The 25,697-nt window shown below is 63.7% G+C and carries 25 protein-coding genes; 17 read left to right on the forward strand and 8 right to left on the reverse strand.

The window, feature by feature from the left end; translation table 11 throughout:
• Positions 1 to 578: 578 nt before the first annotated feature.
• A complete protein-coding gene (locus GJ654_RS00920; protein ID WP_155444212.1) occupies positions 579 to 1,874 on the reverse strand; it encodes a DUF3422 family protein in 1,296 nt (431 codons plus the stop codon).
• A 100-nt stretch (positions 1,875 to 1,974) separates the two neighbouring features.
• Here GJ654_RS00920 and modA point away from each other — a divergent pair, with 100 nt between their 5' ends.
• Together modA and GJ654_RS00930 are read left to right on the forward strand one after the other, a co-directional pair.
• Positions 1,975 to 2,793, forward strand: coding sequence for a molybdate ABC transporter substrate-binding protein (modA, locus tag GJ654_RS00925; protein WP_155444213.1), 819 nt, complete (start codon positions 1,975 to 1,977; stop codon positions 2,791 to 2,793).
• Positions 2,794 to 2,969: 176 nt separating this feature from the next.
• On the forward strand, positions 2,970 to 3,776 hold the full coding sequence (locus GJ654_RS00930) for an SHOCT domain-containing protein (protein WP_155444214.1): 807 nt from the start codon (positions 2,970 to 2,972) through the stop codon (positions 3,774 to 3,776).
• Between the two features lie 50 nt (positions 3,777 to 3,826).
• Here GJ654_RS00930 and GJ654_RS00935 read toward each other — a convergent pair whose 3' ends face one another.
• Entirely contained in the window at positions 3,827 to 4,285 is a 459-nt protein-coding gene (locus GJ654_RS00935) for a nucleoside deaminase (RefSeq protein ID WP_264586078.1), read from the reverse strand.
• Positions 4,286 to 4,372: 87 nt separating this feature from the next.
• Here GJ654_RS00935 and GJ654_RS00940 point away from each other — a divergent pair, with 87 nt between their 5' ends.
• The 5 genes from GJ654_RS00940 to GJ654_RS00960 all read left to right on the forward strand — a co-directional run bounded on the left by GJ654_RS00940 (position 4,373) and on the right by GJ654_RS00960 (position 8,557).
• Positions 4,373 to 4,798, forward strand: a complete 426-nt coding sequence (locus tag GJ654_RS00940) for a DUF2267 domain-containing protein (RefSeq protein WP_155444215.1) — start codon at positions 4,373 to 4,375, stop codon at positions 4,796 to 4,798.
• Between the two features lie 54 nt (positions 4,799 to 4,852).
• Positions 4,853 to 6,622 (forward strand): pseudouridine synthase, encoded by a 1,770-nt coding sequence (locus GJ654_RS00945; protein WP_155444216.1) that lies wholly within the window; start codon positions 4,853 to 4,855, stop codon positions 6,620 to 6,622.
• The gene (rsmD, locus tag GJ654_RS00950) at positions 6,622 to 7,197 is read left to right on the forward strand and encodes a 16S rRNA (guanine(966)-N(2))-methyltransferase RsmD (RefSeq protein ID WP_155444217.1); all 576 of its coding nucleotides are present in this window, start codon (positions 6,622 to 6,624) and stop codon (positions 7,195 to 7,197) included. Before GJ654_RS00945 ends, rsmD begins: the two co-directional genes overlap by 1 nt.
• Before the next feature lie 157 nt (positions 7,198 to 7,354).
• Positions 7,355 to 7,588, forward strand: a complete 234-nt coding sequence (rpsU, locus tag GJ654_RS00955; RefSeq protein ID WP_088519637.1) for a 30S ribosomal protein S21 — start codon at positions 7,355 to 7,357, stop codon at positions 7,586 to 7,588.
• A 201-nt stretch (positions 7,589 to 7,789) separates the two neighbouring features.
• On the forward strand, positions 7,790 to 8,557 hold the full coding sequence (locus GJ654_RS00960) for a tetratricopeptide repeat protein (protein ID WP_319802117.1): 768 nt from the start codon (positions 7,790 to 7,792) through the stop codon (positions 8,555 to 8,557).
• Positions 8,558 to 8,606: 49 nt separating this feature from the next.
• On the opposite strand, the gene GJ654_RS00965 is transcribed toward GJ654_RS00960, so the two are convergent.
• Both GJ654_RS00965 and GJ654_RS00970 read right to left on the reverse strand, forming a co-directional pair.
• On the reverse strand, positions 8,607 to 8,831 hold the full coding sequence (locus tag GJ654_RS00965) for a DUF2093 domain-containing protein (protein ID WP_155444220.1): 225 nt from the start codon (positions 8,829 to 8,831) through the stop codon (positions 8,607 to 8,609).
• A 78-nt stretch (positions 8,832 to 8,909) separates the two neighbouring features.
• Positions 8,910 to 10,322 carry a serine/threonine protein kinase gene (locus GJ654_RS00970; RefSeq protein WP_155444221.1) on the reverse strand — a complete coding sequence of 471 codons (1,413 nt, stop codon included), beginning with the start codon at positions 10,320 to 10,322 and terminating at the stop codon, positions 8,910 to 8,912.
• 228 nt (positions 10,323 to 10,550) lie between these two features.
• On the opposite strand from GJ654_RS00970, the gene GJ654_RS00975 reads away from it, so the two are divergent.
• The gene (locus tag GJ654_RS00975; protein WP_155444222.1) at positions 10,551 to 11,771 is read left to right on the forward strand and encodes a 6-phosphofructokinase; all 1,221 of its coding nucleotides are present in this window, start codon (positions 10,551 to 10,553) and stop codon (positions 11,769 to 11,771) included.
• 112 nt (positions 11,772 to 11,883) lie between these two features.
• On the opposite strand, the gene GJ654_RS00980 is transcribed toward GJ654_RS00975, so the two are convergent.
• Both GJ654_RS00980 and GJ654_RS00985 read right to left on the reverse strand, forming a co-directional pair.
• Entirely contained in the window at positions 11,884 to 12,429 is a 546-nt protein-coding gene (locus GJ654_RS00980; RefSeq protein WP_155444223.1) for a GNAT family N-acetyltransferase, read from the reverse strand.
• Positions 12,430 to 12,507: 78 nt separating this feature from the next.
• Positions 12,508 to 13,497 carry a glycosyltransferase gene (locus GJ654_RS00985; protein WP_155444224.1) on the reverse strand — a complete coding sequence of 330 codons (990 nt, stop codon included), beginning with the start codon at positions 13,495 to 13,497 and terminating at the stop codon, positions 12,508 to 12,510.
• 437 nt (positions 13,498 to 13,934) lie between these two features.
• On the opposite strand from GJ654_RS00985, the gene GJ654_RS00990 reads away from it, so the two are divergent.
• From GJ654_RS00990 to GJ654_RS01000, 3 genes are all read left to right on the forward strand, one after another.
• Positions 13,935 to 15,857, forward strand: a complete 1,923-nt coding sequence (locus tag GJ654_RS00990) for a DUF4422 domain-containing protein (protein WP_196305389.1) — start codon at positions 13,935 to 13,937, stop codon at positions 15,855 to 15,857.
• A 132-nt stretch (positions 15,858 to 15,989) separates the two neighbouring features.
• Positions 15,990 to 17,141, forward strand: a complete 1,152-nt coding sequence (gene glf, locus GJ654_RS00995) for a UDP-galactopyranose mutase (protein ID WP_155444226.1) — start codon at positions 15,990 to 15,992, stop codon at positions 17,139 to 17,141.
• A 91-nt stretch (positions 17,142 to 17,232) separates the two neighbouring features.
• Positions 17,233 to 17,610, forward strand: coding sequence for a COG4315 family predicted lipoprotein (locus GJ654_RS01000; protein ID WP_155444227.1), 378 nt, complete (start codon positions 17,233 to 17,235; stop codon positions 17,608 to 17,610).
• Between the two features lie 71 nt (positions 17,611 to 17,681).
• On the opposite strand, the gene GJ654_RS01005 is transcribed toward GJ654_RS01000, so the two are convergent.
• Together GJ654_RS01005 and GJ654_RS01010 are read right to left on the reverse strand one after the other, a co-directional pair.
• The gene (locus tag GJ654_RS01005; RefSeq protein WP_155444228.1) at positions 17,682 to 18,800 is read right to left on the reverse strand and encodes an S-(hydroxymethyl)glutathione dehydrogenase/class III alcohol dehydrogenase; all 1,119 of its coding nucleotides are present in this window, start codon (positions 18,798 to 18,800) and stop codon (positions 17,682 to 17,684) included.
• A gap of 147 nt (positions 18,801 to 18,947) precedes the next feature.
• Positions 18,948 to 19,181 (reverse strand): hypothetical protein, encoded by a 234-nt coding sequence (locus GJ654_RS01010; RefSeq protein WP_155444229.1) that lies wholly within the window; start codon positions 19,179 to 19,181, stop codon positions 18,948 to 18,950.
• A 309-nt stretch (positions 19,182 to 19,490) separates the two neighbouring features.
• Here GJ654_RS01010 and GJ654_RS01015 point away from each other — a divergent pair, with 309 nt between their 5' ends.
• The 6 genes from GJ654_RS01015 to GJ654_RS01040 all read left to right on the forward strand — a co-directional run bounded on the left by GJ654_RS01015 (position 19,491) and on the right by GJ654_RS01040 (position 25,452).
• A complete protein-coding gene (locus GJ654_RS01015; RefSeq protein WP_264586079.1) occupies positions 19,491 to 20,447 on the forward strand; it encodes a quinoprotein relay system zinc metallohydrolase 2 in 957 nt (318 codons plus the stop codon).
• A gap of 238 nt (positions 20,448 to 20,685) precedes the next feature.
• Positions 20,686 to 22,488, forward strand: a complete 1,803-nt coding sequence (gene xoxF5, locus GJ654_RS01020) for a lanthanide-dependent methanol dehydrogenase XoxF5 (protein ID WP_155444230.1) — start codon at positions 20,686 to 20,688, stop codon at positions 22,486 to 22,488.
• A 200-nt stretch (positions 22,489 to 22,688) separates the two neighbouring features.
• Positions 22,689 to 23,171 carry a c-type cytochrome, methanol metabolism-related gene (locus tag GJ654_RS01025; protein ID WP_246664540.1) on the forward strand — a complete coding sequence of 161 codons (483 nt, stop codon included), beginning with the start codon at positions 22,689 to 22,691 and terminating at the stop codon, positions 23,169 to 23,171.
• A gap of 9 nt (positions 23,172 to 23,180) precedes the next feature.
• A complete protein-coding gene (locus tag GJ654_RS01030; protein WP_155444231.1) occupies positions 23,181 to 24,020 on the forward strand; it encodes a quinoprotein dehydrogenase-associated putative ABC transporter substrate-binding protein in 840 nt (279 codons plus the stop codon).
• A complete protein-coding gene (locus GJ654_RS01035; RefSeq protein ID WP_210350792.1) occupies positions 24,017 to 24,649 on the forward strand; it encodes a PQQ-dependent catabolism-associated CXXCW motif protein in 633 nt (210 codons plus the stop codon). The genes GJ654_RS01030 and GJ654_RS01035 overlap by 4 nt, the downstream gene beginning before the upstream one ends.
• Before the next feature lie 17 nt (positions 24,650 to 24,666).
• Positions 24,667 to 25,452: a quinoprotein dehydrogenase-associated SoxYZ-like carrier gene (locus GJ654_RS01040; RefSeq protein WP_155444232.1), complete on the forward strand. Its 786-nt coding sequence runs from the start codon at positions 24,667 to 24,669 to the stop codon at positions 25,450 to 25,452.
• The last annotated feature ends 245 nt before the right edge of the window (positions 25,453 to 25,697 follow it).

Consider the following 25,697-nt stretch of genomic DNA (forward strand, 5'->3'; position numbering starts at 1 on the left):
CGTCCGCAAGGCGGACCTGACCAGTCTGTATGCCGCCGAGGAGAAGGTGCTCGCCGCCGCCCATGTGAACGCGATGAAGCTGGAGGCGTCCAAACTCTATTACATCGCAGCCGGTGGCGGGCTCGGGGTCGCCGGCATCGTCGCTCAGACGACGCCGGAATTGCGCAAGTTGCAGGCGGACATCATCGCCGCCGCAGCGCCGTTCAACCTGCGAGCCGGTCCCATCGGCGCATTCACCGCTGCGCACGACAATCCCGCCGTTGACGCCGCCCTCATCGATTATGTGTCGAAGTTTGAGCAGATCGGGGCAGGTGAGCATTTCAATCCGCACGTCAGCACCGGCAATGCGCCGACAGCGTATCTCGACCAGATGATGGTAGAACCGTTTGAGCCGTTCACGTTCTCGCCGGCGGGCGCAGCCGTCTATCAACTCGGCCCGTTCGGGACGGCGGCGAAGAAACTGGTCCAATGGGATTTGAAAAAATGAGCTGAACCCTCACGGAAATCGCTCCGCGCGACGGCGGCTGACGGCTCATGATGAGACGGTCAACAACCGCGCGCGCAGATGCGGCCCGGCCTCATTCCGCCTCGTGGCGCCTGCGAATCCGCCGCACCGTCCACCAGACGAAGCCGGCGATGAAGGGGATGGCGGCGGCCGTCCAGATGGTCGGCTCCAGATGCGCGCCGGCTTCATGGATGCCTTCCAGAATTTTCATCAACACGCTGGCGATGTAATAGGTGATCGCCGCGACCGACAAACCTTCGACCGTCTGTTGCAGGCGCAGTTGCAATTGCACGCGCTCGCCCATCTGGCGCAGCAGGTCGCCGTTCTGCTGCTCCACCTCGGTATCGACGCGTGTGCGCAACAGGTCGGCGGCGCGCGACAGTTTGCGTGACAGGTCGGCCTGGCGGTTTTCCATGTTGAAGCAGGTGCGAATCGCCGGTTGCAGGCGCCGGGTGAGAAAACCGTTGAAGCTGGGATAGTCGGGCAGGGCGGTTTCGTCGATGGCTTCGAGCCGCTCCAGCACCAGGTCGTTATAGGCGTGGGTGGCGCCGAAACGGTATTGGCTGATGGCGGCTTCGGCTTCGAGCTGGGTGGCGAGGCCGGTGAGGTCGTCGAGCAATTGCCGGTTCTGCCCGACCCCCTGGGCGTGGTTCATCGCCGCGAGCAGGCGCGGCAGTTCGCGCTCGATCTCGCGGGTTGGCGGCCCCAGGCGCTGGGCTTCCGGCAGGCCGAGCAGGGCCAGCGTCCGATAGGTTTCGATTTCCAGCAGGCGCTGCGTCAGCCGGCCCGCCGCTATGGCTGGCATCGAGCGGTTGACGACGGCGATGCGGACGAAGCCGAACGTGTCGGGGGCGAAATCCGAGGCGATCAGGGCGCGGCCGTGGTTGGCCTCGCTGACGGCGGGTTGCAGCGGTTCGAAGATGTCGCTGATCTTCGAGGGGTCGGCGTCGCCGGCGATCAGGTGCAGGTCGGCGGCGACCAGCAGCGGGCCGGGCTGCGGCAGCAGCTTCACCTTCTGCATCAAAGCGGCGGGCGTGGGGTCGAACAGTTTTTGCGGTTCGGCGTTGGTGAATTCCCAGGTGTGGGTGACGAATTCGCCGTGGCGCTCCCAGGTCAGGCTGACGCCGGCCATTTCGACGCGATACTGGCGCGCCTGAGGGTCGGGGCCCGGCTGGCCGCGCGAGAGGGCGGCGTCGACGACCGCCAGGCGGTCGGCCTCGGCCTGCGCCGAATCCAGAAGGAAGCCGAAATGCAGAACGCGCGCAGGAGTTTCGAGCGGCCTTGTTGGTCTTGCGTGCAGTTCGCCCAAAATTTGGGCGCGCAGCGCATGTTGCTCGAAAGCTGATGCGCCCAGGTTTGCTTCCAGCATGTTGTCCTCGATGCTATAAATCACTTACATATTGCGTCGCCGCCGCCGAACCGGCGTCGCGATTCTTATGCCACGAATAAGCCGAAAGGATAAGTCAGCCATGTGTCACAGGCGGTTCTTCACTCAATTTTCGGCGGGTGGCGTGTTCCTCGCCCTTTCGCTCGCGGCTTTTCCGGCTCTGGCGCTCGACCCCGCGCCCGCTGCTGCGCCCGCGCAGGTCACCAATATCACCGTTTTCGCCGCGGCCAGCCTGAAGAACGCGCTGGGCGAGGCCGCCGCCGCCTGGAAGGCCAAGACCGGCGAAGAGGTCTCCGTCTCCTACGCCGCCTCCTTTCCGCTGGCGCGCCAGATCGAGGCCGGCGCCCCCGCCGACATTTTTGTCGGCGCCGACGAGGAGAGCATGGACTATCTCGCCGGCAAGAATCTTGTGAAACCTGAGTCGCGAAAAGACTTTCTCTCGAACGAACTGGTGCTCGTCGCCCCGACCGGCGGTCCCGACAAGGTGGAGCTGACGGTGGCGGGGGTGACCGGCGCGCTGAAAGATGGCCGCATGGCGCTGGGCGATCCCTCCAGCGTGCCCGCCGGCAAATATGCGAAGGCGGCGCTGACCAAGCTGAACATCTGGGACGCGGTGAAGGACCATCTGGCGCTCGCCGACAGCGTTCGCTCGGCCCTGCTCTATGTCTCGCGCGGCGAGACCCCGCTGGGGGTGGTCTATCTCACCGACGCCAAGGCGGCGGCCAAGGACACCAGAATCGTCGCCACTTTCCCTGAAAACACCCATGCGCCGATCCGCTATCCCATCGCGCTGACCGCGACCGCCAAGGAGCCCGCCGGCAAATTCTTGGCGTGGCTGCTTGGCTCGGAGGGCGCGCCCTTCTTCAAGAAGCAGGGATTTGGCGTGCTCACCGCCAAGTGAATCCTCTGGCGGCGGCGATGGGAACCGAAATCGCCGCCGCCACCGCCTGGTTCAATTCGGTGGGACCATGTTCCCTCGGCGCCGCATGAAAGCCACAAGGGCGCCAGCGTCTGTAAATCGCTGTATCTCTGGCGGGCGTGCTGCTTTACCGTCCGGCGCGACACAGGAGAAGCGACATGCCGGAATTGACCATGCAAGCTCGGCAAATCATCGAGTCTCTCGCCAATGCGCATGGCGTCAGCGCCGGCGCCGTGGAAACCCTCTTGCACGCGGTCGCCGCGGGCAATGGCGCGCAGGCCCAATTCAATCATCCCGAACTCGGCGGCATGGGACAATGGTCTCAAGGCGGCATGCTGATGATCGGCGACATGTTCAACCAGGGCCTGAAATACAAGGTGGGCGCCCTGTGTGATGAACTGTCGGCGCTGCTGCGCAACCAGCCGGTTTTCGCGCCGGCGCAAGTGCAGTCGCAGGGGTTCGGGCAGAGCCAGCAGCAGGGCATGGGACTGGGGGCCAGCCTGTTCGTGCAGCGGTCCGGCTTGTGGCCGGCGGAACTGGGGGCGCCCTCATCGTCCGGCGGGCAAAACGACATGAGCTATGCCTATTTCCCGGCGACCCGGCGGCTGGCGATTCGCGTCGGCGGCGATCTCCGCATTTACGACACCGGCGACCACCAGATCGGCGGCGTCTCGCAGCAGCAGAGCGGCGACCAGTCGCTGACCTTCACCAGCCAATACGGCCTGGTGCGCGTGGCCGACCTGCCGCTGGTCGGCCCGGTCGCGCAGAACCTCGTCGAACCCGCCGCCGCATCACAGCCCGCCTCGGCGCCGGCGGAATTCGCGCCCCCGCCGCCGGCCGCGCCGTCTCGCGCCGCTGACGATATTTTCGCCCTGATCGAAAAACTCGCCGCGCTCAAGGAGAAAAATATCCTCACCGACGAGGAATTCACGGCCAAAAAAACCGAATTGCTGAGCAGGCTGTGACGCAATGAGGTTTTGTGGCGCGTTCTTCGGTCGGGGACTGCGCCGTTTCGCTATCGCCGCGACCTGAAAAAATCCCGCAGGATGGTCGCGGCCTCGCTGGCGCGGATGCCGCCGTAGACCTCCGGTTTGTGATGGCAGGTCTTTTGGGAAAAGAAACGCGGGCCGTTTTCCACCGCGCCGCCCTTTTCGTCCTCGGCGGCGTAATACAGCCGCCGCACTCGCGCGTGTGAAATCGCGCCGGCGCACATGGCGCAGGGCTCCAGCGTCACATAGAGATCGCAGCCCGTCAGGCGTTCGTCCGAAAGTTTTCGCGCGGCCTCGCGGATCACCAGTATTTCCGCGTGGGCGGTGGGATCGCGGTCCTCCAGCGTGCGATTGCCGGCGCTCGCGATAATCTGGCCGTCCTTGACCAGACAGGCGCCGATGGGGGCCTCGCCGCGCAGCGCGGCGGCGCGCGCCTCGAAGAAAGCGCGATCCCAGGCGGCGTTCAGGCGGACAGTCTGTGACACGGCGAAACCATTGCAAATTTACGCGCGGCGGAGTTTTGGGGCAAAATGCCCGCCGCGCAAGAGGCGGGGGAGCCTCGGAGGACGCCCATGCCCATGCCGATGACCTATCAGCACGCCTCGGAAGATTTCGAGCGTTTTTTGGGCGAGGTGATCGCGCGCACGGGCCTGACCACGCGAAACCAGGCCTTCACCACCGTGCAGGGCGTTCTCCTGACGTTTCGCCGGAGGCTGTCGCCGCGCGAGGCGCTTCGCTTCGCCGACGCGCTGCCGCCGGTGCTGCGCGCGCTTTTCGTCGCGGACTGGGAAATCGACGCGCCGCGTCCGCCCTTCGGCGACCGCGCGACCTGGACGCGCGAGGCGCAATCCCTGCGAAAAGATCATAATTTTTCGCCCGACGGCGCCATTGCCGATGTCGCGGCGGCGCTGCGCGCCGTGATCGGCGACCAGCGGCTCGATGCAGCCCTGGCGGAGCTGCCCGGCGCGCCCCAAGAATTCTGGTCCGTCGCGCCGTGAACCAAGGCCGCAAAAAGCTTCGAAAAAATCTTGCGCCTCTGCTATCAGAGCGGGATGACCAGAGACAAAGACCAGAAATCCGGCAAGAAACCGCCCAGAAGCCGCCCCTCTCGCGGAAAAGTGCTGGAGGCGGTGGACAAGGCCCATGAGGGCGAGCGCATCGCCAAGGTGATGGCGCGCGCCGGCCTGTGCTCGCGCCGCGACGCCGAAGACTGGATCGCAGCCGGCCGCGTGGCGGTGAACGGCAAGGTTTTGGAGTCCGCCGCGCTGAATGTCACCGAGGACGACACGGTTCTGGTGGACGGCAAGCCGCTCGCCACGCGCGAGCGCACGCGGCTGTTCCTGTTCCACAAGCCGCGCGGCCTCGTCACCACCGATCGCGACCCGGAAGGGCGCGCCACCGTGTTCGACTATATCGCGGACAACAATCCGGATTTGCCGCGCCTGATGTCGATCGGGCGGCTCGACATCAACACCGAAGGGCTGTTGCTGCTGACCAATGACGGCGGTCTCGCCCGCGTGCTGGAGCTGCCGTCCACGGGCTGGCTGCGCCGCTATCGCGCCCGCGCCAATGGCGCGACCGACCAGGCCCGGCTCGACACGCTGAAAGACGGCGTGACCATTGACGGCATCGACTATGCCGGGGTTGAGGCGAAGCTCGACCGCGTGCAGGGGGCGAATGTCTGGATCACCCTGGGGCTGCGCGAAGGGAAAAACCGCGAGGTCAAGCGGTTGCTCGAATATTTGGGGCTGGCGGTGAACCGGCTCATTCGCGTCTCCTATGGCCCGTTCCAGCTCGGCGAATTGCCGGAGGGGACGGTCGAGGAGGTCAAGACGCGCGTGCTCGCCGACCAGCTGGGCGCAAAGCTGGCGCAGGAGGCGGGAGTCGATTTCGACGGGCCGGTGATCGACCGCACGCCCGAGCCGGAGCCCGAGGTCGCGCCCAAGGCGCGCCCGCCGCGCGCGCCCGAAAAAGTCCGGCCGCATCGCGCGGCGCCGGAGGAGCGGCGTCCCGGGACAGAAAAGCCCGGTCCGCGAAAGCATGTTTCGGCTTTGCGCGACGAGCGCGTCAAGGCGGAGAAGGGGCCGCGCCGCCGCATCGAGACCGGCGCCACCGCCGACCGCAATGGCCGCACCGTCGCGGTGGAGCGGGTGAGCGTGGCGCGCCGGGTTGAGGACGCGCCGGTCGATTCGCGCAACGCCCGCCGATTCCGCGCCGAACGCGAGGGGGTCGAGGCCAAGCCGGCGCCGCGCGGCAGGGCCGGCGGCGACAAGGAGTTTCGGCCGCGGGGTCAAACGGCCGAGGGCCGGGACCGCAGCGGCAAGGCGTTTGGCGGTCCGCGTGACGAATCCGGCGGCGACAGGCCGTTCCGGCGTCCGCGCGCCGAATCGGGCGCGCAAGAGAAATTCGACCGTCCGCGCCGCGATGGCGGCGGCAAGGCGTTTGGCGGTCCGCGTGACGAATCCGGCGGCGACAAGCCGTTCCGCCCGCGCGGCGAGGGCGGCGAGCGCAAGACATTCGGCAAACCGAGGGGTGAAGCCGGCGGCGGCAAGGCGTTTGGCGCCTCGCGCGGCGAGACCGGCGGCGACAAGCTGTTCCGCCCGCGCGGCGAGGGCGGCGAGCGCAAGACATTCGGCAAACCGAGGGACGAAGCCGGCGGCGGCAAGAGTTTCAGGCCGCGCGCCGAATCGGGCGGTGAAAAAAAATTCGGCGGGCCGCGCGGTGAAACCGGAGCCGCCAAGACGTTTCGGCGCGGGCCCAAGCCGGTCGGCGGCGCGCCCAGAGCCGGCGGCGGTCCCAAAAAGCCGCCGCGCAAGAGCTGATGCGAATCGTCGGCGGCCGGCTGAAGGGTCGCGCGCTGAACGGTCCGCGCGGCGACGGCATCAGGCCGACCTCGGACCGGCTGCGCGAGAGCCTTTTTAACGTTCTCGCCCATTCCTATGGCGATCCCGTTCCGGGCGCGCGGGTCATCGACCTGTTCGCCGGCACCGGCGCGCTCGGGCTGGAGGCGGTTTCGCGCGGCGCCGCCTTCGCGCTGCTGGTCGATGACGGCGCCCAGGCGCGGGCGCTGATCCGCGAAAATGTGGAAAACCTCGGCCTTGGCGGCGTCACCCGCATTTTTCGCCGCGACGCCCGCCGTCTCGGCGACGCGCCGCCCGGTCCCGCCTATGACCTCGCCTTTCTCGATCCGCCCTATGATCGCGGCCTCGCCGAGCCGGCGCTGACGTCTTTGGCGCGCGGGGGGTGGCTTGCGGCGGGCGCGCTGGCGGTGGTGGAGGAGGCGGTCGCCGCCATGTTCGAGCCCGCGCCGGGCTTCGAGGTGCTGGAGCGCCGCGACTACGGCGAGACCGAACTGATCCTGTTGCGCTTCGGTGACTCCGGTGTTTCCGGCGATTGAGCGCGGCGAGACTCGTCTGGACAGCTCCAAAACTTTCTGTTATCGCAGCCCCAACGGTCCGGCGCTCCGCAAGCGCTAAATCTTGTCAATGCGGCTCGACAGCCGAATGCGCGAAAATAGCGCTTCGGCGACTGGCCTTTTTAAATGGGATGACGGCGTGCAGGTTCTGGTTCGCGACAACAATGTCGATCAGGCGCTCAAGGCGCTGAAGAAAAAGATGCAGCGTGAAGGTATCTTTCGCGAGATGAAGCTGCGCGGCCATTACGAAAAGCCTTCCGAGAAGCGCGCCCGCGAGCAGGCGGAAGCCGTTCGTCGCGCCAGAAAGCTTGCGCGCAAGAAGCTGCAGCGCGAAGGCCTGCTGCCGGTCAAGGCCAAGCCGGCCGCCCGCTGATCGTATTTTGCTTGTCCTGCGTTCGCGCCCCCGCTAGACCTGCGGCGGGCGCTTTCGCTTTTTTGCCGCCTTTCTGCTTTAATCCGAGCCTATTCGGGGCGGCTTTCCCGGAAAACTGCGGGGAATTTTGACATGGTCCGATTTCGTTCTTCCCTAATCGCGCTCGCGGCCTTGGCGGCTCCGCTCGCCGGATGCGATTCGATGAGCGGAATCTCGACGCGCGGGCCCGGCTATGCGGAAGTTTCCGTCGCCGACCCCAAGGCGGTCGCGGCCAATATCGATTCGCTCGACGCCGTGGTGGTGGCGCATCCCAACGATCCCGAAGCCTATAACACGCGCGGCGTCGCCCAGGCGAAGATCGGCAAGTACGACCGCGCCATCGCCGATTTCAGCCAGGCCATCAAACTCGATCCGCGCAACGCCTCCGCCTATACCAATCGCGCGCTGGCCGAGCGGCAGATCGGCGCGAATGACGCGGCGCTCACCGACTTCACCCACGCCATCGACTCCAATCCGAACCACGGCCCCGCCTATCTCGGCCGCGCCAACCTGCTGCGCGCCCAGAACAGGCTGCCCGAGGCGATGAGCGACCTCGACCAGGCGATTCGCCTCAATCCGGAAAACGCCCAGTCGTTTCACGCGCGCGGGCTGATCCACCAGAAGAACGGCGACAACGACCGCGCCGTAAAAGATTTCGACAACGCCATCGACCGCGATCCCTTCGCCGCCGCGCCCTATCAGGCGCGCGGCCAGAGTTTTCTCTCCCTGGGCAAGCCGGACAAGGCCATCGAGGATTTCAACGCCGCGCTCAATGTCGACAACCGCAACGCGGAGGCCTGGGCCATGCTCGGCTACGCCTACGAGAAGAAGGGCGATCGCAAGCTGGCCGCGGAAAACTACCGCCGCGCGCTGTCGATCAACCCCGAGCAGCCCATCGCCAAGCAGGGGGCTGGCCGAGTCGGCGCGTAAGCGGCGATTTCGTTTTCCTGGATCGCGAAGCGATCTTGCGGAAACCGTATCAGTTGACCTCGCCGAGCTGCTTCAGCCGCAGCATTTTCGCTTCCGGGCTGGCGTAGGCTTCCTGACGATCCACGTTCCAGTAGGTGAGCCGGTCCAGCGCGATCTGCGCGCCGGTCGCGGCGCAAACGACGAAGGCGCCCGGCTTCTTCACGCGAAATTCGCCGTCGAGATATTCCACTTCGGCGGCGCCTGGCGGCGGCGGACGGCGATCGAGCCGGTTCATCGAAAAACTCCTTCAGGGCGCGGGTTAAGAAACGATGTAATGCCGCGGCGGCCGCGCTTCAATCAAATTCCAAAGTCCTTAAATTCCTAGCCCCTCGCGCGGCTCGGTCGCTTCGGCCTCGGCGGTTCGTCGCGGCCGGCGCAACAGGGTGACCGCGCAGGTCGCCTGCGTGACCACGCGATGGGCCACGGGGCCAAGGGCGGAGTCCTCGAAGGCGGGCGCGCTGGCGAACAGCAGGATGTGGTCGACGTGGGTTTCGCGGGCGAAGTCGAGCAGGCTTTTCGCGGGGTCGTCGGCTTCCAGCACATGCGCGGTGGTTCGCCCTCCCAGGTTCAGGCTCTCGGCCCAGCGGCGCAACTCGATCAGGCGGCGCACATGGCCGCCCGATTCGCCAGTTCTTTGCCTGGGGATCACGGTGACGCAGGCGAGCCGCGCATCCGGCGTCGCCGTCATCAATTTTCTCGCATGCGTGCGCAAAACATCGGTCGCGGCGACGCCGCCGGAAAAATCCACCGCCGCCATGACAATGGGGGTGTTGGCGCGCCGGGTCGCGAGGTTTTGCGGGTAGCGCGTCGGCGCGAGTTTGAGCGCCCACCAGCGTTTTCGCGCGGTCAGCCAGGAATCCGCCTTCAGCTTTTCCGAGCGGCCGGTCAGCGCGATCTGCTCGGGCGCGGCGAGGTTGAGCGCCAGTTGCGCCGCTGAGGCGTATCGGTTTTGGGCGTCCGGCTCCAGACAATGTAGAATCGCCTCCTGCAGCCAGGGCGGGCAGTCCGGCCGCAAGCGCCGGGGCGGTTCGGGATCGCGCCAGAGACGGCGCGCCAGTTCGGTCTTGCCATGGGGAAAACCGAAGGGGCGCTCGCCGGTCAGCAGGTAGTAGAGGGTGACGCCCAGGGCAAATATGTCGCTGCGCGGATCGCTGCGGTCGCGCAACACCTGCTCGGGCGCCAGATAGGGCGCCGTGCCGAACGGCACGCAAAATTCCTCGGCCAAGAGGTCCGGCAGATGCTCGTGTCGCGACAGGCCGAAATCGATCAGGGCGTAAACGCCGTTGGGGCGGCGGATGATGTTCGACGGCTTGACGTCGAGATGCAGCACGTTTTGCGCATGCAGGCCGGCGAGCGCCTGGGCGACGCCGCGCCCTATCGCCGCGACCTCTTCGATCGGCAGGGGCAGGTCGTCGACTTTTCGCAACAGGCTCTCGCCCTCGATCAACTCCATGGCGATATAGGGCTGTCGGCTGAAATCGCCCGAGGAAATGAATCGTGGCGCATGCGGGCCGTGGAGCAGCGGCAGGATCATCTGCTCCATTTCGAGACTGACGATGGCGCTGGCCTCGTCGCCGGGGATTTTTGGGGCCTTGAGCACCGCCGGCGGCGACATGTCCTCCCGCGTCACCTTCCAGATTTCCGACATGCCGCCGTCGTGCAATCGCTCGACGAAGTGAAAACCGTCGAGAACGTCGCCGGGCTGGAAGATGGGCGTGTCGGTCATGGTCCAGGTTACCCGGCGCGGGCGCCAACTGAAATGCGAAATTGCCGCTGGGGCCGCTGTTTTCTGGAAAAACTTGGGCGAACGCATATTCCGCGCATATTCCGCAAGAGTGGAGTCCGGTTTTGCCAAAAGGATATGGGCAAAAAAGAAGGTTTCAGGGCGTTCCCCGCTTCAAACAAAGCGGGGAACGCTCTAGAACGGCTCATCCCATTTGCGCGGAGAAAATTCATGACGACGCCGACAAAAATTTTGGTCGCCCAGGGCGGCGGACCGACCGCGGTCATCAACCAGTCTCTGGCGGGCGTCGTGCTCGAAGCGCGAAAGTTCTTCCAGGTGGCGCGCGTCTATGGCGCCCATCACGGCGTGCGCGGCATCGTCAACGAGGACCTTTTGGACCTCACCCAGGAGACCAGCCACAATCTGGAAGAGGTCGCCCATACCCCGTCCTCCGCGCTCGGCTCGACCCGCGACAAGCCTGACGCCAAATATTGCCACGAGATTTTCGAGGTTTTGCGGGCGCACGAAATCGGCGCGTTCTTCTACATCGGCGGCAACGATTCCTCCGACACGGTGCGCATTGTCGCGGAAGAGGCGATCAAGGCCGATTATCCGCTGCGCTGCATTCACATTCCCAAGACCATCGACAACGATCTCGTCATCAACGACCATACCCCGGGCTTTCCCTCCGCCGCCCGCTTCGTCGCCCAGGCCTTTGCGGGCGCGAACCTCGACAATGCGTCCTTGCCGGGCGTCTATGTCGCGGTGGTCATGGGCCGCCACGCCGGTTTTCTCACCGCCGCTTCGGCGCTGGGCAAAAAATTCCCTGACGATGGCCCGCACCTGATCTACGTGCCGGAGCGCACGTTTGACGTCGACCAGTTCCTGAGGGACGTGAAGGCCACCTACGACCGGCTCGGCCGCTGCGTGGTCGCGGTGTCCGAAGGCATCCACGACGCCTCCGGCGCGCCGATCATCACCAAACTGGCGGCGCAGGTCGAGCATGACGCCCATGGCAACGTCCAGCTCTCCGGCACCGGCGCCCTCGCCGACCTTTTGTGCGAGGAAGTGAAGAACAAGCTCGGCATCAAGCGCGTGCGCGGCGACACCTTTGGCTACCTGCAACGCTCGTTCATCGGCTGCGTCTCCGACGTCGACCAGCGCGAGGCGCGTGAAGTCGGCGAAAAGGCGGTGCAATACGCGTTCTGGGGCGACAGGAACGGCTCGGTCACGATCAAGCGCACCGGCTTCTATTCGGTGGACTACGAACTGGCGCCGCTGGAGGCCGTGGCCGGCAAAACCCGCGTGATGGAAGACGCGTTCCTGAACGACGCCGGCAATGACGTGACCGACGCGTTCCGGCTCTACCTGCGCCCGTTGCTCGGCTCGGGCATGCCCGACGCCTTCAGGCTGCGGCCGAACGCCGTGGCGAAGGTGCTGAACAAGGGTTGAGTTTTTCGGGCCCCGGGAGCGAAAGTTTCCGGGGCTTTTTTATGCAGCGCATTGCGCAACGCGCTTGATGATTTTTGCAGGTGACCGAGACGGGGTGGAAAGCCGACCGCAGTTACCGGCGACAATCCCTTCCGACCTTCATGACCTTCTCGAAACCAAAGCCCTCATCGCTGCCTGGAAAGTCGTTCGGGCCAGGCCCGTGCGGGTCCGGATGGTGGGCGTTGTAAAACTTCACAATCTTGAAACCACACTTGTTCACGTAGAAGTGGATGTTCCGCTTCTCGAAATACGGGGTGTGCGTGATCCAAACCAGCGTCTCGGGGTAACGGCGTTCAATCGCCTGCCAAGCCTTATACCCGAGTCCACGCCCGTGCTCTGCGGGAGAGAGGAAGAACAGGCCAAGCGCATTTTGATGTGTCTCCCGATCAATGGATAGGACGGCCCCGCCTACGGGGCGGCCAGCGGAAAGGATGCGGAGCACCACGGCATCCGGCGCGCTCATGGCGCCGTCGAGATCGGCATCGGACGGGATCGGGCCGTCTGGCAGCTCTCCAAATTCGTCAACGACGGCTACAGCAAAAGCATCCTGCAACTCTCTCTTGAATGCGGGAAAGTCGCCGGGTTGGGCCTCAACGAGTGTGATCTGGTTCTCGGTCATTTGACTCTCTAGCACATTACTTTTGCAAATGAGCCGCGTAGGACCCCATTCTCGCAATGACGGCAGGAATCATTCTGTTCAAGCTTTCCAAGGCAACAATTTCTTCGACAGCTTCGGCCAGATCGGCGGTTTTTCGTGCAGCGTCCGTCCGGAGAGAATTTTCTCGTAGAGCCGCAGATAGCCCTGCGCCATTTTTTGCGAACTGTAGGTCTCGCGCGCATAATCGTGAAGTTTTTTGCGGTCGAAGCGCAAATCCCGCACGGCGCGGGCGAGTTCGCCGCAGGAGTCGCTCAAAAACCCGAATTCTCGCCCCACCAGCTCCGGCAGCGCGCCATAGGGGGTGGAAAACACGGGGCAGCCGAAATACAGGCTCTCGATCACCGCCAGACCGAACGGCTCGTGCCAGCGCATCGGAAAAATCAGCCCGCGCGAGGCGTTGAGGGCGGACAGCTTTTGCGCGCCGCCGACCATGCCGAAGAAATGCGCGCGGCGGGTGAGCGTGATTCGAAAACCGCGGCGAAAATTGAAGCGGTCGCCGCCCAAAATGTCGATGTCGACGCCGGCTTTTTTGGCGACCTGGATCGCGCCCTTCACGTTTTTCGCCCGCCATTCCGCCTTGCCCAAGAAATGGAAGTTTTCGCGGGGCGCTGAAAGATTTACGGGGCCGTAAGCGTCCCAGTTCAGCCCGTTGGGGACATAGACCTCCGAGCGGTGGCGCTGCGCATGGTCGGCGGAAACAAAATTGCAGTTGAGCGGCCGCGTCGGGTTCTTGTTGTAATTGCCGTGCTCGGTCATCAGGTAGGGACGGCCGAACGCGCGGTCGAGGTCGAATTTTGGTTGGAACTGGAAATGGGTGATGTCATAGCCGGAGGGAATCTGCGGCAGCAAATCCTGCTCCGTGTCGAACGCCAAAACCTCGCCGAAATCGCAGGTCGAGCCGGGCGGCGTCAAAAAGGCGATCTCGTGGCCGCGTTTTTTCAGTTCCAGCGCCAGGTCCCAGATGACGCGTTCGGTGCCGCCATAGGCGAAAACCGGAACCGTCGCCCAGTTGACGAAGAGAATGCGCATGGTCTTTCCGTTCCAGATTTTCCTCTTGGAGCGGATCCCTCGGGGGGACGACGGATTCCGCTCCGCGACTCGCAACTTGTGCTCACCAATCCTTTACAGAACTCAGGTCGGAATTGCGCGCCTATTTGGCGCTCGATCCCGGCGCGTCGTCTCCGCGCAATCAATACCGCGCGACGGCTTAGCCGTTTTCATATTGAGGCGCCGGCGGATTTCGTGTAATTCCCGAGCTGATTGCAGGATGAACTGTTCGGTTGGTCGATGAAGTTCATGAAACCCTTTGGCGAGCGCGCCGCCTCAATCCAATAAGATCAATCGTTCAATTATCATACATGCGGGCCCGCATTGAAGCTTGGGAGATTGAAGCTGTGACCATTGAACTTAGCGGCTCGGAGATGTCTGGCGATAAAGGCGCATCTGATGTCGCTGCTCCGGGACAGGTGGCTCCTTTCACCATTTATGTCGTGCAGCACAAGCCGTCGCAGCCGCTCTCGGACCCCAACTTCGTTCAGATTTACGTCGGCCCCCGCAGCAAGGAATGGGCGCTCGATCACAGCGCGGTCCCGAGCGAGGGGATTTGTTCTGACGCCACGGGCGAAAACATCTCGGCCAAGAACGACTCCTATTGCGAACTGACCGCGTTTTATTGGGCGTGGAAGAATGCGCCCAGGAGCAAATACATCGGCTTCATGCATTACCGGCGGCACCTGAACTTCTCCGGTGTCGACCAACCCAACGAAACCAAGCACGGCCTGGTCGAATATGACTGCATCGACGAGGCCTATGAGGCGCTGAACGGTTTGAATGCCGGCCGCGTCAACCGCTTAATCGAGACATACGACATCCTTCTCCCGCGCAAATGGGACGTTACCAACGAAGGCTCCAAACATCTCGAAGATCACTACCTGCGCGGCCCCGCTCATGTCGCCGGCGATTACGACAAGATGTTGGGCGTGATCGGGAGGGTGTATCCGGAATACAAGCCGTTTTTCCGAGAGGTCGGTTCCGCCAAACGCGGCTATTTCACCAATATGTTTGTGATGAAATGGGAGATTTTTGACGCATATTGCCAGTGGCTGTTCGGAATCTTGGGGGAACTCGAGAGGGAGCTGGATATTTCGTCCTATTCGACGCAGCAGAGGCGGGTGTTCGGCTTCCTGTCGGAGTGGATGTTCAACATTTTCATGGCGAAATACACGCGCGACAATCCGCGGTGCAAAATTCTTGAATTGCAGCGCACGTTTGTCCGCAACGCCGAAGCGGTTCAGACGATCTCGCCGGCGTTTTCTTGTGACGCCGTCCCGATCGTGCTGTCGTTTGATGACAAATACGCCAAATATGCGGGGGCTCTGATCGAGTCGATCAAGGAAAACGCAGCGGCGGACAAATTTTACGACATCGTCGTGTTCAACAGCGGCGTCTCCGAGCACAACAAGGACCTGACGGTATCGCTGGTCGAGCCGTTTCCGAATATCTCAATCCGCTTTTTTGACGTGCGGCAGCATGTCAGCAATCTCCATCTTCCCGTACATGCGCATTTCTCCGTAGAGACCTACTTCCGCTTGTTCATTCCAAGGATCATGGGCGCCTATCAAAAGGTTCTCTATCTCGACAGCGACATGGTCGTGCTCAAGGATGTTTCGCCGCTGATCGACATTGAAATCGGCGAAAATCTTGTCGCCGCGGTTCGCGATTGCGTGATGGAGGGCATGTGCAAGTTCGCTGTTCCCTCGATGAAGCAGACGGGTTCGTTGCCGGCGGCGAAATATCTGAAAGACTATCTCGGGATGGCCCGTCCGGAAGACTATTTCCAGGCCGGCGTGATGATCTTCAACAACGAGGCGATCAACAAGACCGACTTCATCGACCAGATCGTCGACAAGATCAAAAGCAAACCCTTCTGGTTCCTGGACCAGGACATCCTCAACCAGGTCTGCGCCGGCAGGGTCCATTTCCTTGACATGAAGTGGAACACGTTCTTCGGCAACGGCGATACGGACACGTTCTTCGAGAACCTGCCAAAGGCCCGGCGCGACGAATTCTTCGAGGCGGTCAAGGCTCCCTACATTTTGCATTTCGCCGGCGAGCGCAAGCCCTGGAATTTCGTCGGCATCAAATACGGCCACGCCTTCTGGCGCTTCGCCCGGAACACCCCCTGGTATGAAGAGGTCTTGCGGGGCGCCATGGGAGGTGGCGGTTCCCACCCCCCGTCAAACGACATCGCCGCGCGGCGGCCTCGCGCCGCGCGCCGCTCGGGGTGGAGGTCCTTTGTGCAAAGCGTCAAGGCGATCGGCTATATCCTCTTCCCGATCGGCAAGCGGCGCCGGAAGAAGCGCAAAGATCTCATGGCGGGCATTCGCTGACGCGTTTCGCGCGCGGCGCGGCGTGCTTCTGTTGGTGGCGCCCATGCGTGCGGGTGTCGTTGCGGAGGCGTTGTTCCCGGCCGCGCACATGTTTAAAGAGGCGCACCATGTCCTGTCAGGGAGCTTCGGCCCATGAGATATTGCATTGTCGGCGCCGGTTTTTCGGGCGCGGTGATCGCGCGGGCGCTGGCTGAAGCCGGCCACAAGGTTTTGGTGATCGACGAACGCGCGACCGCCGGGGGCAATTGCCATTCCGAGCGCGACGCCGACACCGGCGTCATGGTCCATGTCTATGGTCCCCATATTTTCCACACCGGCAACGAACGCGTCTGGGCCTATGTGCAAAAATTCGGCGACTGGGTTCCCTATAACCATCGCGTCCAGGCGGTGGCGGGCGGGCGCGTGTTTTCGCTGCCGGTCAACCTGCTGACCATCAACCAGTTTTTCAATCGGGTGATGAGCCCGGACGAGGCCCGCGCCTTTATCGCCGCGCAGGCGGAAAACATCGCGGAGCCGAAGAATTTCGAGGAACAGGCGCTGAGCATGATCGGCCCGGACCTCTATCGGGCCTTTTTTCGCGGCTATACGCGAAAACAATGGGGCGTCGAACCGACCGAGCTGCCGGCGTCGATTTTAAAGCGCCTGCCGGTGCGCTTCACCTATGAGGACAGCTATTTCGCCCATCCGCACCAGGCCATGCCGCGCGAGGGTTTTACGCAGGTGGTCGAGGCGATCTTGGCTGTGGACGGCGTCGAGGTGCGGCTTTCCACAAGATTCGAGGATCTGGACGAGCCTTTTGCGCATGTGATCTTCAGCGGGCCGATCGACCGCTATTTCAATTACGCTTTCGGCCGGCTGGGCTACCGCACGCTGGACTTCGAGCGCTTCACCCACACGGGCGATTTCCAGGGCACGGCGGTGTTGAATTATTGCGACGAGGACGTTCCGTTCACGCGAATCACCGAGCACAAGCATTTTGCGCCGTGGGAGCGCGACCGGTTGGAGGGGTCGGTGCTTTACCGCGAATTCAGCCGGCTGTGCGGTCCCGACGACATTCCTTATTACCCGATCCGTCAGACCAACGAGGAGGCCATGCTGCGCAAATATGTCGAGCGCGCGCGGGCCACGCCGGGCGTGAGCTTTGTCGGGCGGCTGGGCTCCTACCGCTATCTCGACATGGACGTGACCATCGCCGAGGCGCTCGACGCGTCTGACAGGATGATCGCGGCGATCCGCGAGGGACAGAGCCTGCCGGCGTTCTTTGTCGAGCCGCTGGGCGCCTGAGAGCGCCAGAAATATTTTTTCCCGGCCTGGAATCAAGTCGCGCTTTGATCGTTTTTCTTTCGCGGTCGCTTTTGACCGCGGGAGAACACCTATGAACAAGACATTTGCCGCTCTGGCCGTGCTCGGCCTGCTCGCCGCCTGTTCGCCCATGGGCGAACCCGTCAAAACGGCCAGGACCGCCAAGGGCGATACGCTCGTCGATGCCAAGGGCATGACGCTTTACACGTTCGACAAGGATTCCGAGGGCAAGTCGGCCTGCACGGGACCCTGTGCCGCGAACTGGCCGTCGCTTGCGGCGCCCGCAGACGCTAAGCCTATGGGCTCCTATACGGTCGTCAGCCGCGACGACGGCGGCAAGCAATGGGCCTACAAGGGCAAGCCGCTCTATACCTTCATCAAGGACAAGGCCGCCGGCGACATCACCGGCGACGGTTTTGCCGATGGCGCATGGCATGTGGCGCAGCCCTGACGGGCGAAATGGCGCGGCCAGAGCGGCCGCGCCTGTCATACGATTTCCGAACTGATCGTTCGGAAATCGTATCAGTAAATCACCACCGACCGGATCGACTCGCCCTTGTGCATCAGGTCGAAGGCGTCGTTGATTTTTTCCAGCGGCATGGTGTGGGTGATCAGATCGTCGATGTTGATCTTGCCCTCCATGTACCAGTCCACGATCTTCGGCACGTCGGTGCGGCCCCTGGCGCCGCCGAAGGCCGAGCCGCGCCAGTTGCGGCCCGTCACCAGTTGGAACGGGCGGGTGGAGATTTCCTGGCCCGATGGCGCCACGCCGATCAGAATCGAGGTGCCCCAGCCGCGATGGCAGCATTCCAGCGATTGCCGCATGGTGTGGACGTTGCCGATGCACTCGAAGGAAAAATCAGCGCCGCCGCCGGTGACGTCGACGATCGCCTCGACCACCTTGTCGCGGCCGACATCGTCCGGGTTGATGAAATGGGTCATGCCGAATTTCTTCGCCATGGCGACCTTGTTCGGATTGAGATCGACGCCGACGATCTTGTCGGCGCCGACCATGCGTGCGCCCTGGATGACGTTCAGGCCGATGCCGCCAAGCCCGAACACCACCACATTCGCGCCCGGCCAGACTTTTCCCGTGTAAACCACCGCGCCGATGCCGGTGGTGACGCCGCAGCCGATGTAGCAAATCTTGTCGAACGGCGCGTCCTCGCGGACCTTCGCCACCGCGATGTCCGGGAGCACCGTGAAGTTGGAAAAGGTCGAGCAGCCCATGTAGTGGAACACCGGCTTGTTGCCGCTGTCGCAGGAGAAGCGGCTGGTTCCGTCCGGCATCACGCCCTGGCCCTGGGTGGAGCGGATCGCGGTGCACAGGTTGGTGCGCTGCGACAGGCAGCTTTTGCAGGCGCGGCATTCCGGGGTGTACAGGGGAATCACGTGGTCGCCCGGCTTGACCGAGGTGACGCCGGGGCCGACTTCTCGAATGATTCCCGCGCCCTCATGGCCCAGAATGGCCGGGAATTTTCCTTCGGAATCGAGCCCCGAAAGGGTGTAGGCGTCGGTGTGGCAGACGCCGGTCGCCATGATTTCGACCAGCACCTCGCCCGCCCTCGGGCCTTCGAGGTCGATCGTCTCGATCGTCAGGGGGGCTTCGGCTTTCCAGGCGACAGCCGCGCGCGTTTTCATGGGAATGACCCTTGCTGGAGAAATGAATGTCTCCATTAAAGGGGCAGCCCCAGAGCCGCGCAACGCTGCGCGGCCTCCCTAAGAGCAATTTCAGAAAGCCGGCGATCCCAGGCGCGCGGAAACGTTTGCGCGCGCGCGAGGCGAGGCTTACTTTTCAGTCAGGGCGGCCTGCTCGCTGCGGCGGCAGATCGTCTTGACATAAAGGGTCTCGCCGACGCCTTCGCGCAGGGCGCCGCGGGCCACCGATTGTTGCCAGCCCTGCACGCAGTCGAACTGGCTGGTGACGTGTGTGGAGATCACGTCGATGGCGCGGGTCTCGTCGCAGGCCTGCGGCGGCGTGGACAATTGGCAGACAAGAATCACAGCGGTGAATGCGGACATGTTCTCTTCCTTTCGGCGAGACGCGGGCGCGCTCTTTGGGTTGCGCAACGGCGCGCTCCTGGGGTTGCGCAACGGCGCGCTCCTGGGGTTGCGCAACGGCGCGCTCCTGGGGTTGCGCAACGGCGCGCTCCTGGGGTGCGCAACGAAGCCACTTCCGGTTTCGCCGTCCCGCCTGTTCAAGGGCGGGTCGTGAAACGAGCATTCCTCCACTTCCTGCGGTTTCCGCTTCGCCGAGGCTCGACGCACGAAAACGTGAACGCACGGAAAAGATTACATAATTTCCGTACACACGGAATAGGACTTCCGGCGGTGAGGCCGAAAGATCCTTGCAGGATTGCAGTTCTTCTTGTCCTGGGCCTTGTCGCCCTTTCAGCCGGGAGTCGCGAAACCCTGGCGGCTGAGCAGGCGGCGCCCTCCGCTGCTGTTGAAGTCGCGCCGGGGGATTTTGTCCTTCCCGGCGTTATTGCATTGTCAAACCAGCAAAATGCGGGCCAGATCAGCAATTCCGGCTTTGTCGTCGGGCGCGACGGCGTCGCTGTCATCGATACAGGCGGAAGCATGATCGCGGGCAAACGCCTGCTTGAGGCGGTCCGCGCGAAAACCGATTTGCCCGTGCTTTATGTCATTTTCACGCACGGGCACCCCGATCATGCGCTGGGCGCCGCCGCCTTTGTCGATCTCAAGCCGGTCTTTGTCGGCCACAGCGCCCTGCCTGACGTTCTGGCCAGCCACGGCGACGATTATTTGCGCGCGACGCAACGGCTGATTGGCGAAGCCAATTTCGCGGGAACGCGGATCGTCGCGCCGACCTTGCTGGTCGAGGGCGTGAAGGAGCTGGACCTCGGCGGCCGCAAGCTGAAACTGGAAACCTGGCCCGTCGGCCACACCAACGCGGACTTGACGGTCAGCGACGAGGCAAGCGGCGTCCTATTCTTGGGCGATCTGCTTTTTTCCGGTCACATCCCCGCCCTGGACGGCAAGTTGGGCGGCTGGCTCAACAATTTGAAAAAGCTGCGCGAACGTCCGGTGCGGCTGGTGATTCCCGGCCATGGTCCGGCCTCCATGGCCTGGCCTCAGGCGGCGGATGCGCAGGAAGCCTATTTGCGCCGCCTGCGCGACGACGTCGGCGAGGCCATCCGCAAAGGCTGGACCCTCCGCGAGGCCGCCGGGACCGCCGCCGCGTCGGAACGGCCGAAATGGCGGCTTTTCGACGATTTCAACGCCCGCAACGCCACGAGCGCCTACCATGAGCTGGAGTGGGAATAGCCGGGCGGAACCGTGAAGGGAGCGGTTCTAAGTCAAATCTAAAGAGGAACGCGCGCGAGCAGTGTTGCCGGCGCCCCGCACAGCGACTAGCTTTTTACTGTCGTGAAAAATGACCGCGCTCAAGCATAGCTTAGGCTTTGTTCAAGGCCTGCTGGCGGCGGCGCAGAACAAACAGAAAAATCGGCCATGACCGGCGGCGAGCCGCTGTCCGGATCCGGGGCGCATTGGAGGAAAACTCATGAATAGGCTCGTCACAACCGTCCTGTCTGTCAGCGCGCTTGCGCTCAACACCGCGGCTTTCGCCAACGAATCCGTGTTGAAGAACTCCGCCGACCCCAAGCAATGGGTCATCCAGGCAGGCAATTACGACAACAACCGCTATTCCAAGCTCGACCAGATCAACAGCGGCAATGTGGCCAAGATGGTCCCGTCGTGGAGCTTCTCCACCGGCGTGCTGCGCGGCCATGAAGGCTCGCCGCTCGTCGTCGGCGACGTGATGTATGTTCACACCCCGTTCCCGAACATCGTTTACGCCCTCGATCTCAACAACGACGGCAAGATCCTGTGGAAATACGAGCCCAAGCAGGATCCGAACGTCGTGCCGGTGATGTGCTGCGACACCGTCAACCGCGGTCTCGCCTATGCCGACGGCAAGATTTTTCTGCATCAGGCCGACACCACCGTCGTCGCCTTGAACGCGCAGACCGGCAAGGTCGAATGGTCGGTCGCCAACGGCGATCCCAAGAAGGGCGAGACCAACACCGCCACCGTGCTGCCGGTGAAGGACAAGCTGATCGTCGGCATTTCCGGCGGCGAGTTCGGCGTGCAGTGCCATGTGACCGCCTATGACATCAAGTCCGGCAAAAAAATCTGGCGCGCCTATTCGGTGGGACCGGACGACCAGATCCTGTTCGATCCCGAGAAGACGACCGCGCTTGGCAAGCCGGTCGGCGCGGACTCCTCGTTGAAAACCTGGCAGGGCGACCAGTGGAAGACCGGCGGCGGCTGCACCTGGGGCTGGTACTCCTACGATCCCGACCTGAACCTCGTCTATTACGGCTCGGGCAACCCCTCCACCTGGAACCCGAAGCAGCGTCCCGGCGACAACAAGTGGTCGATGACCCTGTTCGCCCGCGACCCCGACACCGGCATGGCCAAGTGGGCCTATCAAATGACCCCGCATGACGAGTGGGACTATGACGGCGTCAACGAAGTGCCGCTGGTCAATCAGAAGATCGACGGCAAGGATCGCAAGCTGCTCGTGCATTTCGACCGCAACGGCTTCGGCTACACGCTCGATCGCGTCTCCGGCGAGCTGCTGGTCGCCGAAAAATACGATCCGACGGTGAACTGGGCCACCAAGGTCGATATGGACAGGAACAGCCCGACCTTCGGCCGTCCGATGGTCAACGCCAAGTTTTCGACCGAGCAGAATGGCGAGGACGTGAATTCGAAAGGCATCTGCCCGGCGGCGCTCGGCTCCAAGGACCAGCAGCCCGCGGCCTTCTCGCCCAAGACCGGCCTGTTCTACGTGCCGACCAACCACGTCTGCATGGATTATGAGCCGTTCCGCGTGAGCTACACCCCCGGCCAGCCCTATGTCGGCGCGACGCTCGCCATGTATCCGGCGCCCGGCGGCACCCATATGGGCAATTTCATCGCCTGGGACGCCACCAAGGGCAAAATCGTCTGGACCGATCAGGAACAGTTCTCGGTCTGGTCCGGGGCGCTGGCCACCGCCGGCGACATCGTGTTCTACGGCACGCTCGAAGGCTATCTGAAGGCCGTCGACGCCAAGACGGGCAAGCTGCTCTATAAGTACAAGACCCCGTCGGGCATCATCGGCAACGTGATGACCTACCAGCACAAGGGCAAGCAATATGTGGCCGTGCTCTCGGGCGTCGGCGGCTGGGCCGGCATCGGCCTCGCGGCGGGTCTCACCGATCCGAATGCGGGCCTTGGCGCGGTCGGCGGCTATGCCGCGCTGAGCAACTACACCTCGCTTGGCGGCGTCCTGACGGTCTTCGCCCTCCCCGATTGATCGTCAGAGCCCCCATCTGCCGGGCGAGCGTCGAGCCCGCCCGGCATTTTGTTTCCGACATGGCGCAACGTCTTGCTGCCCCCGGTTTTATCGGGAGGTCTTTTGCGCGCCCAGATGATTGGAATGTTGTCGTGACTGAATTCGCCCAAAAAATCACGGGGAGACACGGTTTGGCCGTCGCCGTATTGGCGGCCCTCACCCTGGCCGCGCCCGCTCGCGCCGAGTCGGACAAGGTCGCCGCGGACAAGGCGGTGTCCAGCCAGGACGGCAAATTTTTCGACGCCAACGGCGAGCCCACTTACAAGATCGGTCCCGACGGCAAGGTCGATTGGTACACCTATTCCGGGTTCCAGCGCTACAGCGCGGAGTGTCTGCGCTGCCACGGTCCTGACGGCATGGGCTCGTCCTACGCGCCGGCGTTGGCGAATTCGCTCAAGACCCTGTCCTATGGCGATTTCCTCTCCACCGTCGCCAACGGTCGCAAGAATCTTGAAGGCGGGCAGGAGAAGGTGATGCCGACGCTCGGCCTCGACAAAAACGTCATGTGCTTCATCGACGACATCTACATCTATCTCAAGGCGCGCTCCGACGACGCCCTGGGCCGCGGACGGCCGCCGGGGAAAGAGCCGAAGTCCAAGGCCTGGGAAGAAGGCGTCAACGCCTGCATGGGCCCGCCGAGCTGACGCCTTTTTATGCGCGCGCCGCTCAGTGTCTTGGGGATCGCCCTGGTTTTTTCCGCCGCCGCGCTGGCGCAGACGCGGCCCGACTTGGTCTCGCGCGAAAAACTGCGCGTCTGCGCCGACCCGGCGAACCTGCCCTATGCCGACAAGGCGAAACAGGGGTTTGAAAACAAGATCGCCGAGATCGTCGCCGACGAACTCAAACTGCCGCTGCGCTATTTCTGGATGCCGCAAGGTCCCGGTTTCGTGCGCAACACGCTCGGCGAGGGCATGTGCGACCTGATCGTCGGCTATGCTGCGAATTCCGACGTCGTCGATCATTCCAACCCCTATTACGCCTCGACCTATGTGCTGGTCTCGCGGCCGGGCTCCGGGCTTGAGGATGTGCGGACGCTTGAGGACCCACGCCTGAAAAACATCAAGCTCGGGGTGATCGCGGCGACGCCGCCCACCGACCATTTGTTGCGCCAGGGCCTGTTGGAGACGGCGCGCTCCTACACCCTGCTGGTGGACCGCCGCTTCGCCTCGCCCGCCGAGGAGGCGGTTCATGATGTCGAAACCGGCGCCATCGACGCGCTGGTGGTCTGGGGGCCGATCGGCGGCTATTTCGCCAAAAAGGCGCAGCCCGCGCTGGTCGTCTCGCCGCTTCACACGGAGCAGCGGCCGCCGCTCGCCTATCGCATCGCCTTCGGCCTGCGCCGCAACGAACTCGAATGGAAGCATCGTCTCAACGACGTGATCCGCGCGCGAAAAGCGGATTTCGAGGCGGTGCTGCGCGACTTTGGCGTCCCGCTCGTGCCGATCGAGGCGGCGCCGATCGGGGCCAGCGTCCATGTGGAGGGGGGGGAATGACGGTTCCGCCGCTGGCTCGGGCTTTCCTGACGACGCTGACGCCAAGGCCCCAGCCCCTCACCCCGCACGCGGGGCGAGGGAGCAGGTCGAGGCCTGCGCCGAAGCGCCTGAGTGTGCTCCTGCTGCTGGCGATGGCGTGGGGCGCGGTCGCCGCGCCGGCCGAGCCGCCGTCCTATCGGCTCGACGATTATCTGGCGCCCGTTCCCGCCACGCTGAAAGGCCAGCCCGCGCTTGACGTCGCGCAGGCCAAAGCCCTGTGGGAGAGCGGCGCGCTGTTCCTCGATGTCCTGCCCCATGCGCCGCGCCCGCAGGGGCTCGCGCCCGACACCGTGTTTATCGACAAGCCGCATGTCAGCATCAAGGGCGCGTTCTGGCTGCCGGAGGTCGGGCGCGGCGAACTGTCGGCGCATACCGACACTTATTTCCGCCAATCCCTGTCCGCGCTCACGGCGGGCGATTTTTCCCGGAAAATCGTCGTGTTCTGCAAGCGCGACTGCTGGATGTCGTGGAACGCCGCCCGCCGCGCGCAGGTTTTCGGCTACAGGAACATCCTGTGGTTCTCCGACGGCATCGAAGGCTGGCGCGACGCCGGCCTGCCCACGGAAACCATAAAGCCCTATGGAAGTTAGCTGGCCAGGAGGCCGCCATGCCGAACCGTCGCCTGTTGCTGCAATGCGCCCTGCTTCTGCCGGTCGCCGCCCACGCGCAGACCGCCCCGGGCGAAGACACCTGGGTTGGCCTCAAGCCGATGTTTTTCGAAAAACCCATCGATGAGGCGGCTGGCTATGTGACGCTCGACGCGCCGGTGCGCGCCGAGGACGCCGCGCTGGTGCCCGTGCAGCTCAAGTTTCCGGCTCGGGAAAAAGGGGATCGGGTTGTCGCCGCGACCGTGATCGTCGATGAAAATCCCTCGCCGCTGGTCACCACGCTCAGGCGCGGCGCCGATGCGGGGGCTTTCGATTTTGCCCTGCGCCTGCGCGTCAATTCCTATTCCTATGTGCGGGTGATCGCCGAAACCGAAAGCGGCGCCCTGCACATGGTCAAGGCCTATGTGAAGGCGGCGGGCGGCTGTTCGGCGCCGGCTTCGAAAAACCCGGAGGAGGCCAAGGCCAATATCGGAAAAATGCGCTTCCGCACCTTTGCGGGGCAGGGCATGGCGGAAGCGCAGGCGATGATCCGCCATCCCAATTATTCCGGCATGCAGATGGACCAGCTCACCCGCATGTACACGCCCGCCTGGTACGTGACGCAGGTGCGGGTGCGTCAGGGGGAAAACCTGTTGTTCTCCATGGAAAACGGCATTTCGCTGTCCGAGGACCCGACGTTCCGCTTCAGCTATCTCGCCAACGGCCAGCCGGTGCGCATCGAGGCGAAGGATTCGACCGGCGCCGAATTCGGCCAGACGTTTGCCGCCGACGGCGCCGCTTACTGAGACATTCTTTCCGACGTTTTCACGGCTGCGCGGTTCCGCTGCGCTCGAGATCGTCGATGTGATGCAAGCTGATGCTTCGAGAAGGGGCCCTCACCTGCGGGGGTGAGGAGGTTGGCCGCCGTCTCGCGGTATAGGCGGCTCAGGCGATAGGTCAAAATCATCACGACAGCGTCTGAACGCGGAATCGTCGCGGGATGCCGTGCGACCCGATGCTTTCCAGACGACATCGGGGCTAACGCCCCAGC

The sequence above is a fragment of the Rhodoblastus acidophilus genome, from assembly GCF_009720655.1.
GTDB classification, from domain to species: domain Bacteria; phylum Pseudomonadota; class Alphaproteobacteria; order Rhizobiales; family Beijerinckiaceae; genus Rhodoblastus; species Rhodoblastus acidophilus_A.

Bases quoted from the DNA above. Each gene is read 5' to 3' on its own strand.
- xoxF5 (WP_155444230.1), top strand. From the start codon at position 20,686: ATGAATAGGCTCGTCACAACCGTCCTGTCTGTCAGCGCGCTTGCGCTC.
- GJ654_RS00965 (WP_155444220.1), bottom strand. From the start codon at position 8,831: ATGAACCGGCTCGATCGCCGTCCGCCGCCGCCAGGCGCCGCCGAAGTG.
- GJ654_RS01005 (WP_155444228.1), bottom strand. From the start codon at position 18,800: ATGAAAACGCGCGCGGCTGTCGCCTGGAAAGCCGAAGCCCCCCTGACG.
- GJ654_RS01000 (WP_155444227.1), top strand. From the start codon at position 17,233: ATGAACAAGACATTTGCCGCTCTGGCCGTGCTCGGCCTGCTCGCCGCC.
- rsmD (WP_155444217.1), top strand. From the start codon at position 6,622: ATGCGAATCGTCGGCGGCCGGCTGAAGGGTCGCGCGCTGAACGGTCCG.
- GJ654_RS00960 (WP_319802117.1), top strand. From the start codon at position 7,790: ATGAGCGGAATCTCGACGCGCGGGCCCGGCTATGCGGAAGTTTCCGTC.
- GJ654_RS01010 (WP_155444229.1), bottom strand. From the start codon at position 19,181: ATGTCCGCATTCACCGCTGTGATTCTTGTCTGCCAATTGTCCACGCCG.
- GJ654_RS00980 (WP_155444223.1), bottom strand. From the start codon at position 12,429: ATGACCGAGAACCAGATCACACTCGTTGAGGCCCAACCCGGCGACTTT.
- GJ654_RS00945 (WP_155444216.1), top strand. From the start codon at position 4,853: ATGACCAGAGACAAAGACCAGAAATCCGGCAAGAAACCGCCCAGAAGC.
- GJ654_RS00940 (WP_155444215.1), top strand. From the start codon at position 4,373: ATGCCCATGCCGATGACCTATCAGCACGCCTCGGAAGATTTCGAGCGT.
- GJ654_RS01030 (WP_155444231.1), top strand. From the start codon at position 23,181: ATGCGCGCGCCGCTCAGTGTCTTGGGGATCGCCCTGGTTTTTTCCGCC.
- GJ654_RS01040 (WP_155444232.1), top strand. From the start codon at position 24,667: ATGCCGAACCGTCGCCTGTTGCTGCAATGCGCCCTGCTTCTGCCGGTC.
- GJ654_RS00930 (WP_155444214.1), top strand. From the start codon at position 2,970: ATGCCGGAATTGACCATGCAAGCTCGGCAAATCATCGAGTCTCTCGCC.
- GJ654_RS00970 (WP_155444221.1), bottom strand. From the start codon at position 10,322: ATGACCGACACGCCCATCTTCCAGCCCGGCGACGTTCTCGACGGTTTT.
- GJ654_RS00975 (WP_155444222.1), top strand. From the start codon at position 10,551: ATGACGACGCCGACAAAAATTTTGGTCGCCCAGGGCGGCGGACCGACC.
- GJ654_RS00985 (WP_155444224.1), bottom strand. From the start codon at position 13,497: ATGCGCATTCTCTTCGTCAACTGGGCGACGGTTCCGGTTTTCGCCTAT.
- modA (WP_155444213.1), top strand. From the start codon at position 1,975: ATGTGTCACAGGCGGTTCTTCACTCAATTTTCGGCGGGTGGCGTGTTC.
- GJ654_RS01035 (WP_210350792.1), top strand. From the start codon at position 24,017: ATGACGGTTCCGCCGCTGGCTCGGGCTTTCCTGACGACGCTGACGCCA.
- glf (WP_155444226.1), top strand. From the start codon at position 15,990: ATGAGATATTGCATTGTCGGCGCCGGTTTTTCGGGCGCGGTGATCGCG.
- GJ654_RS00920 (WP_155444212.1), bottom strand. From the start codon at position 1,874: ATGCTGGAAGCAAACCTGGGCGCATCAGCTTTCGAGCAACATGCGCTG.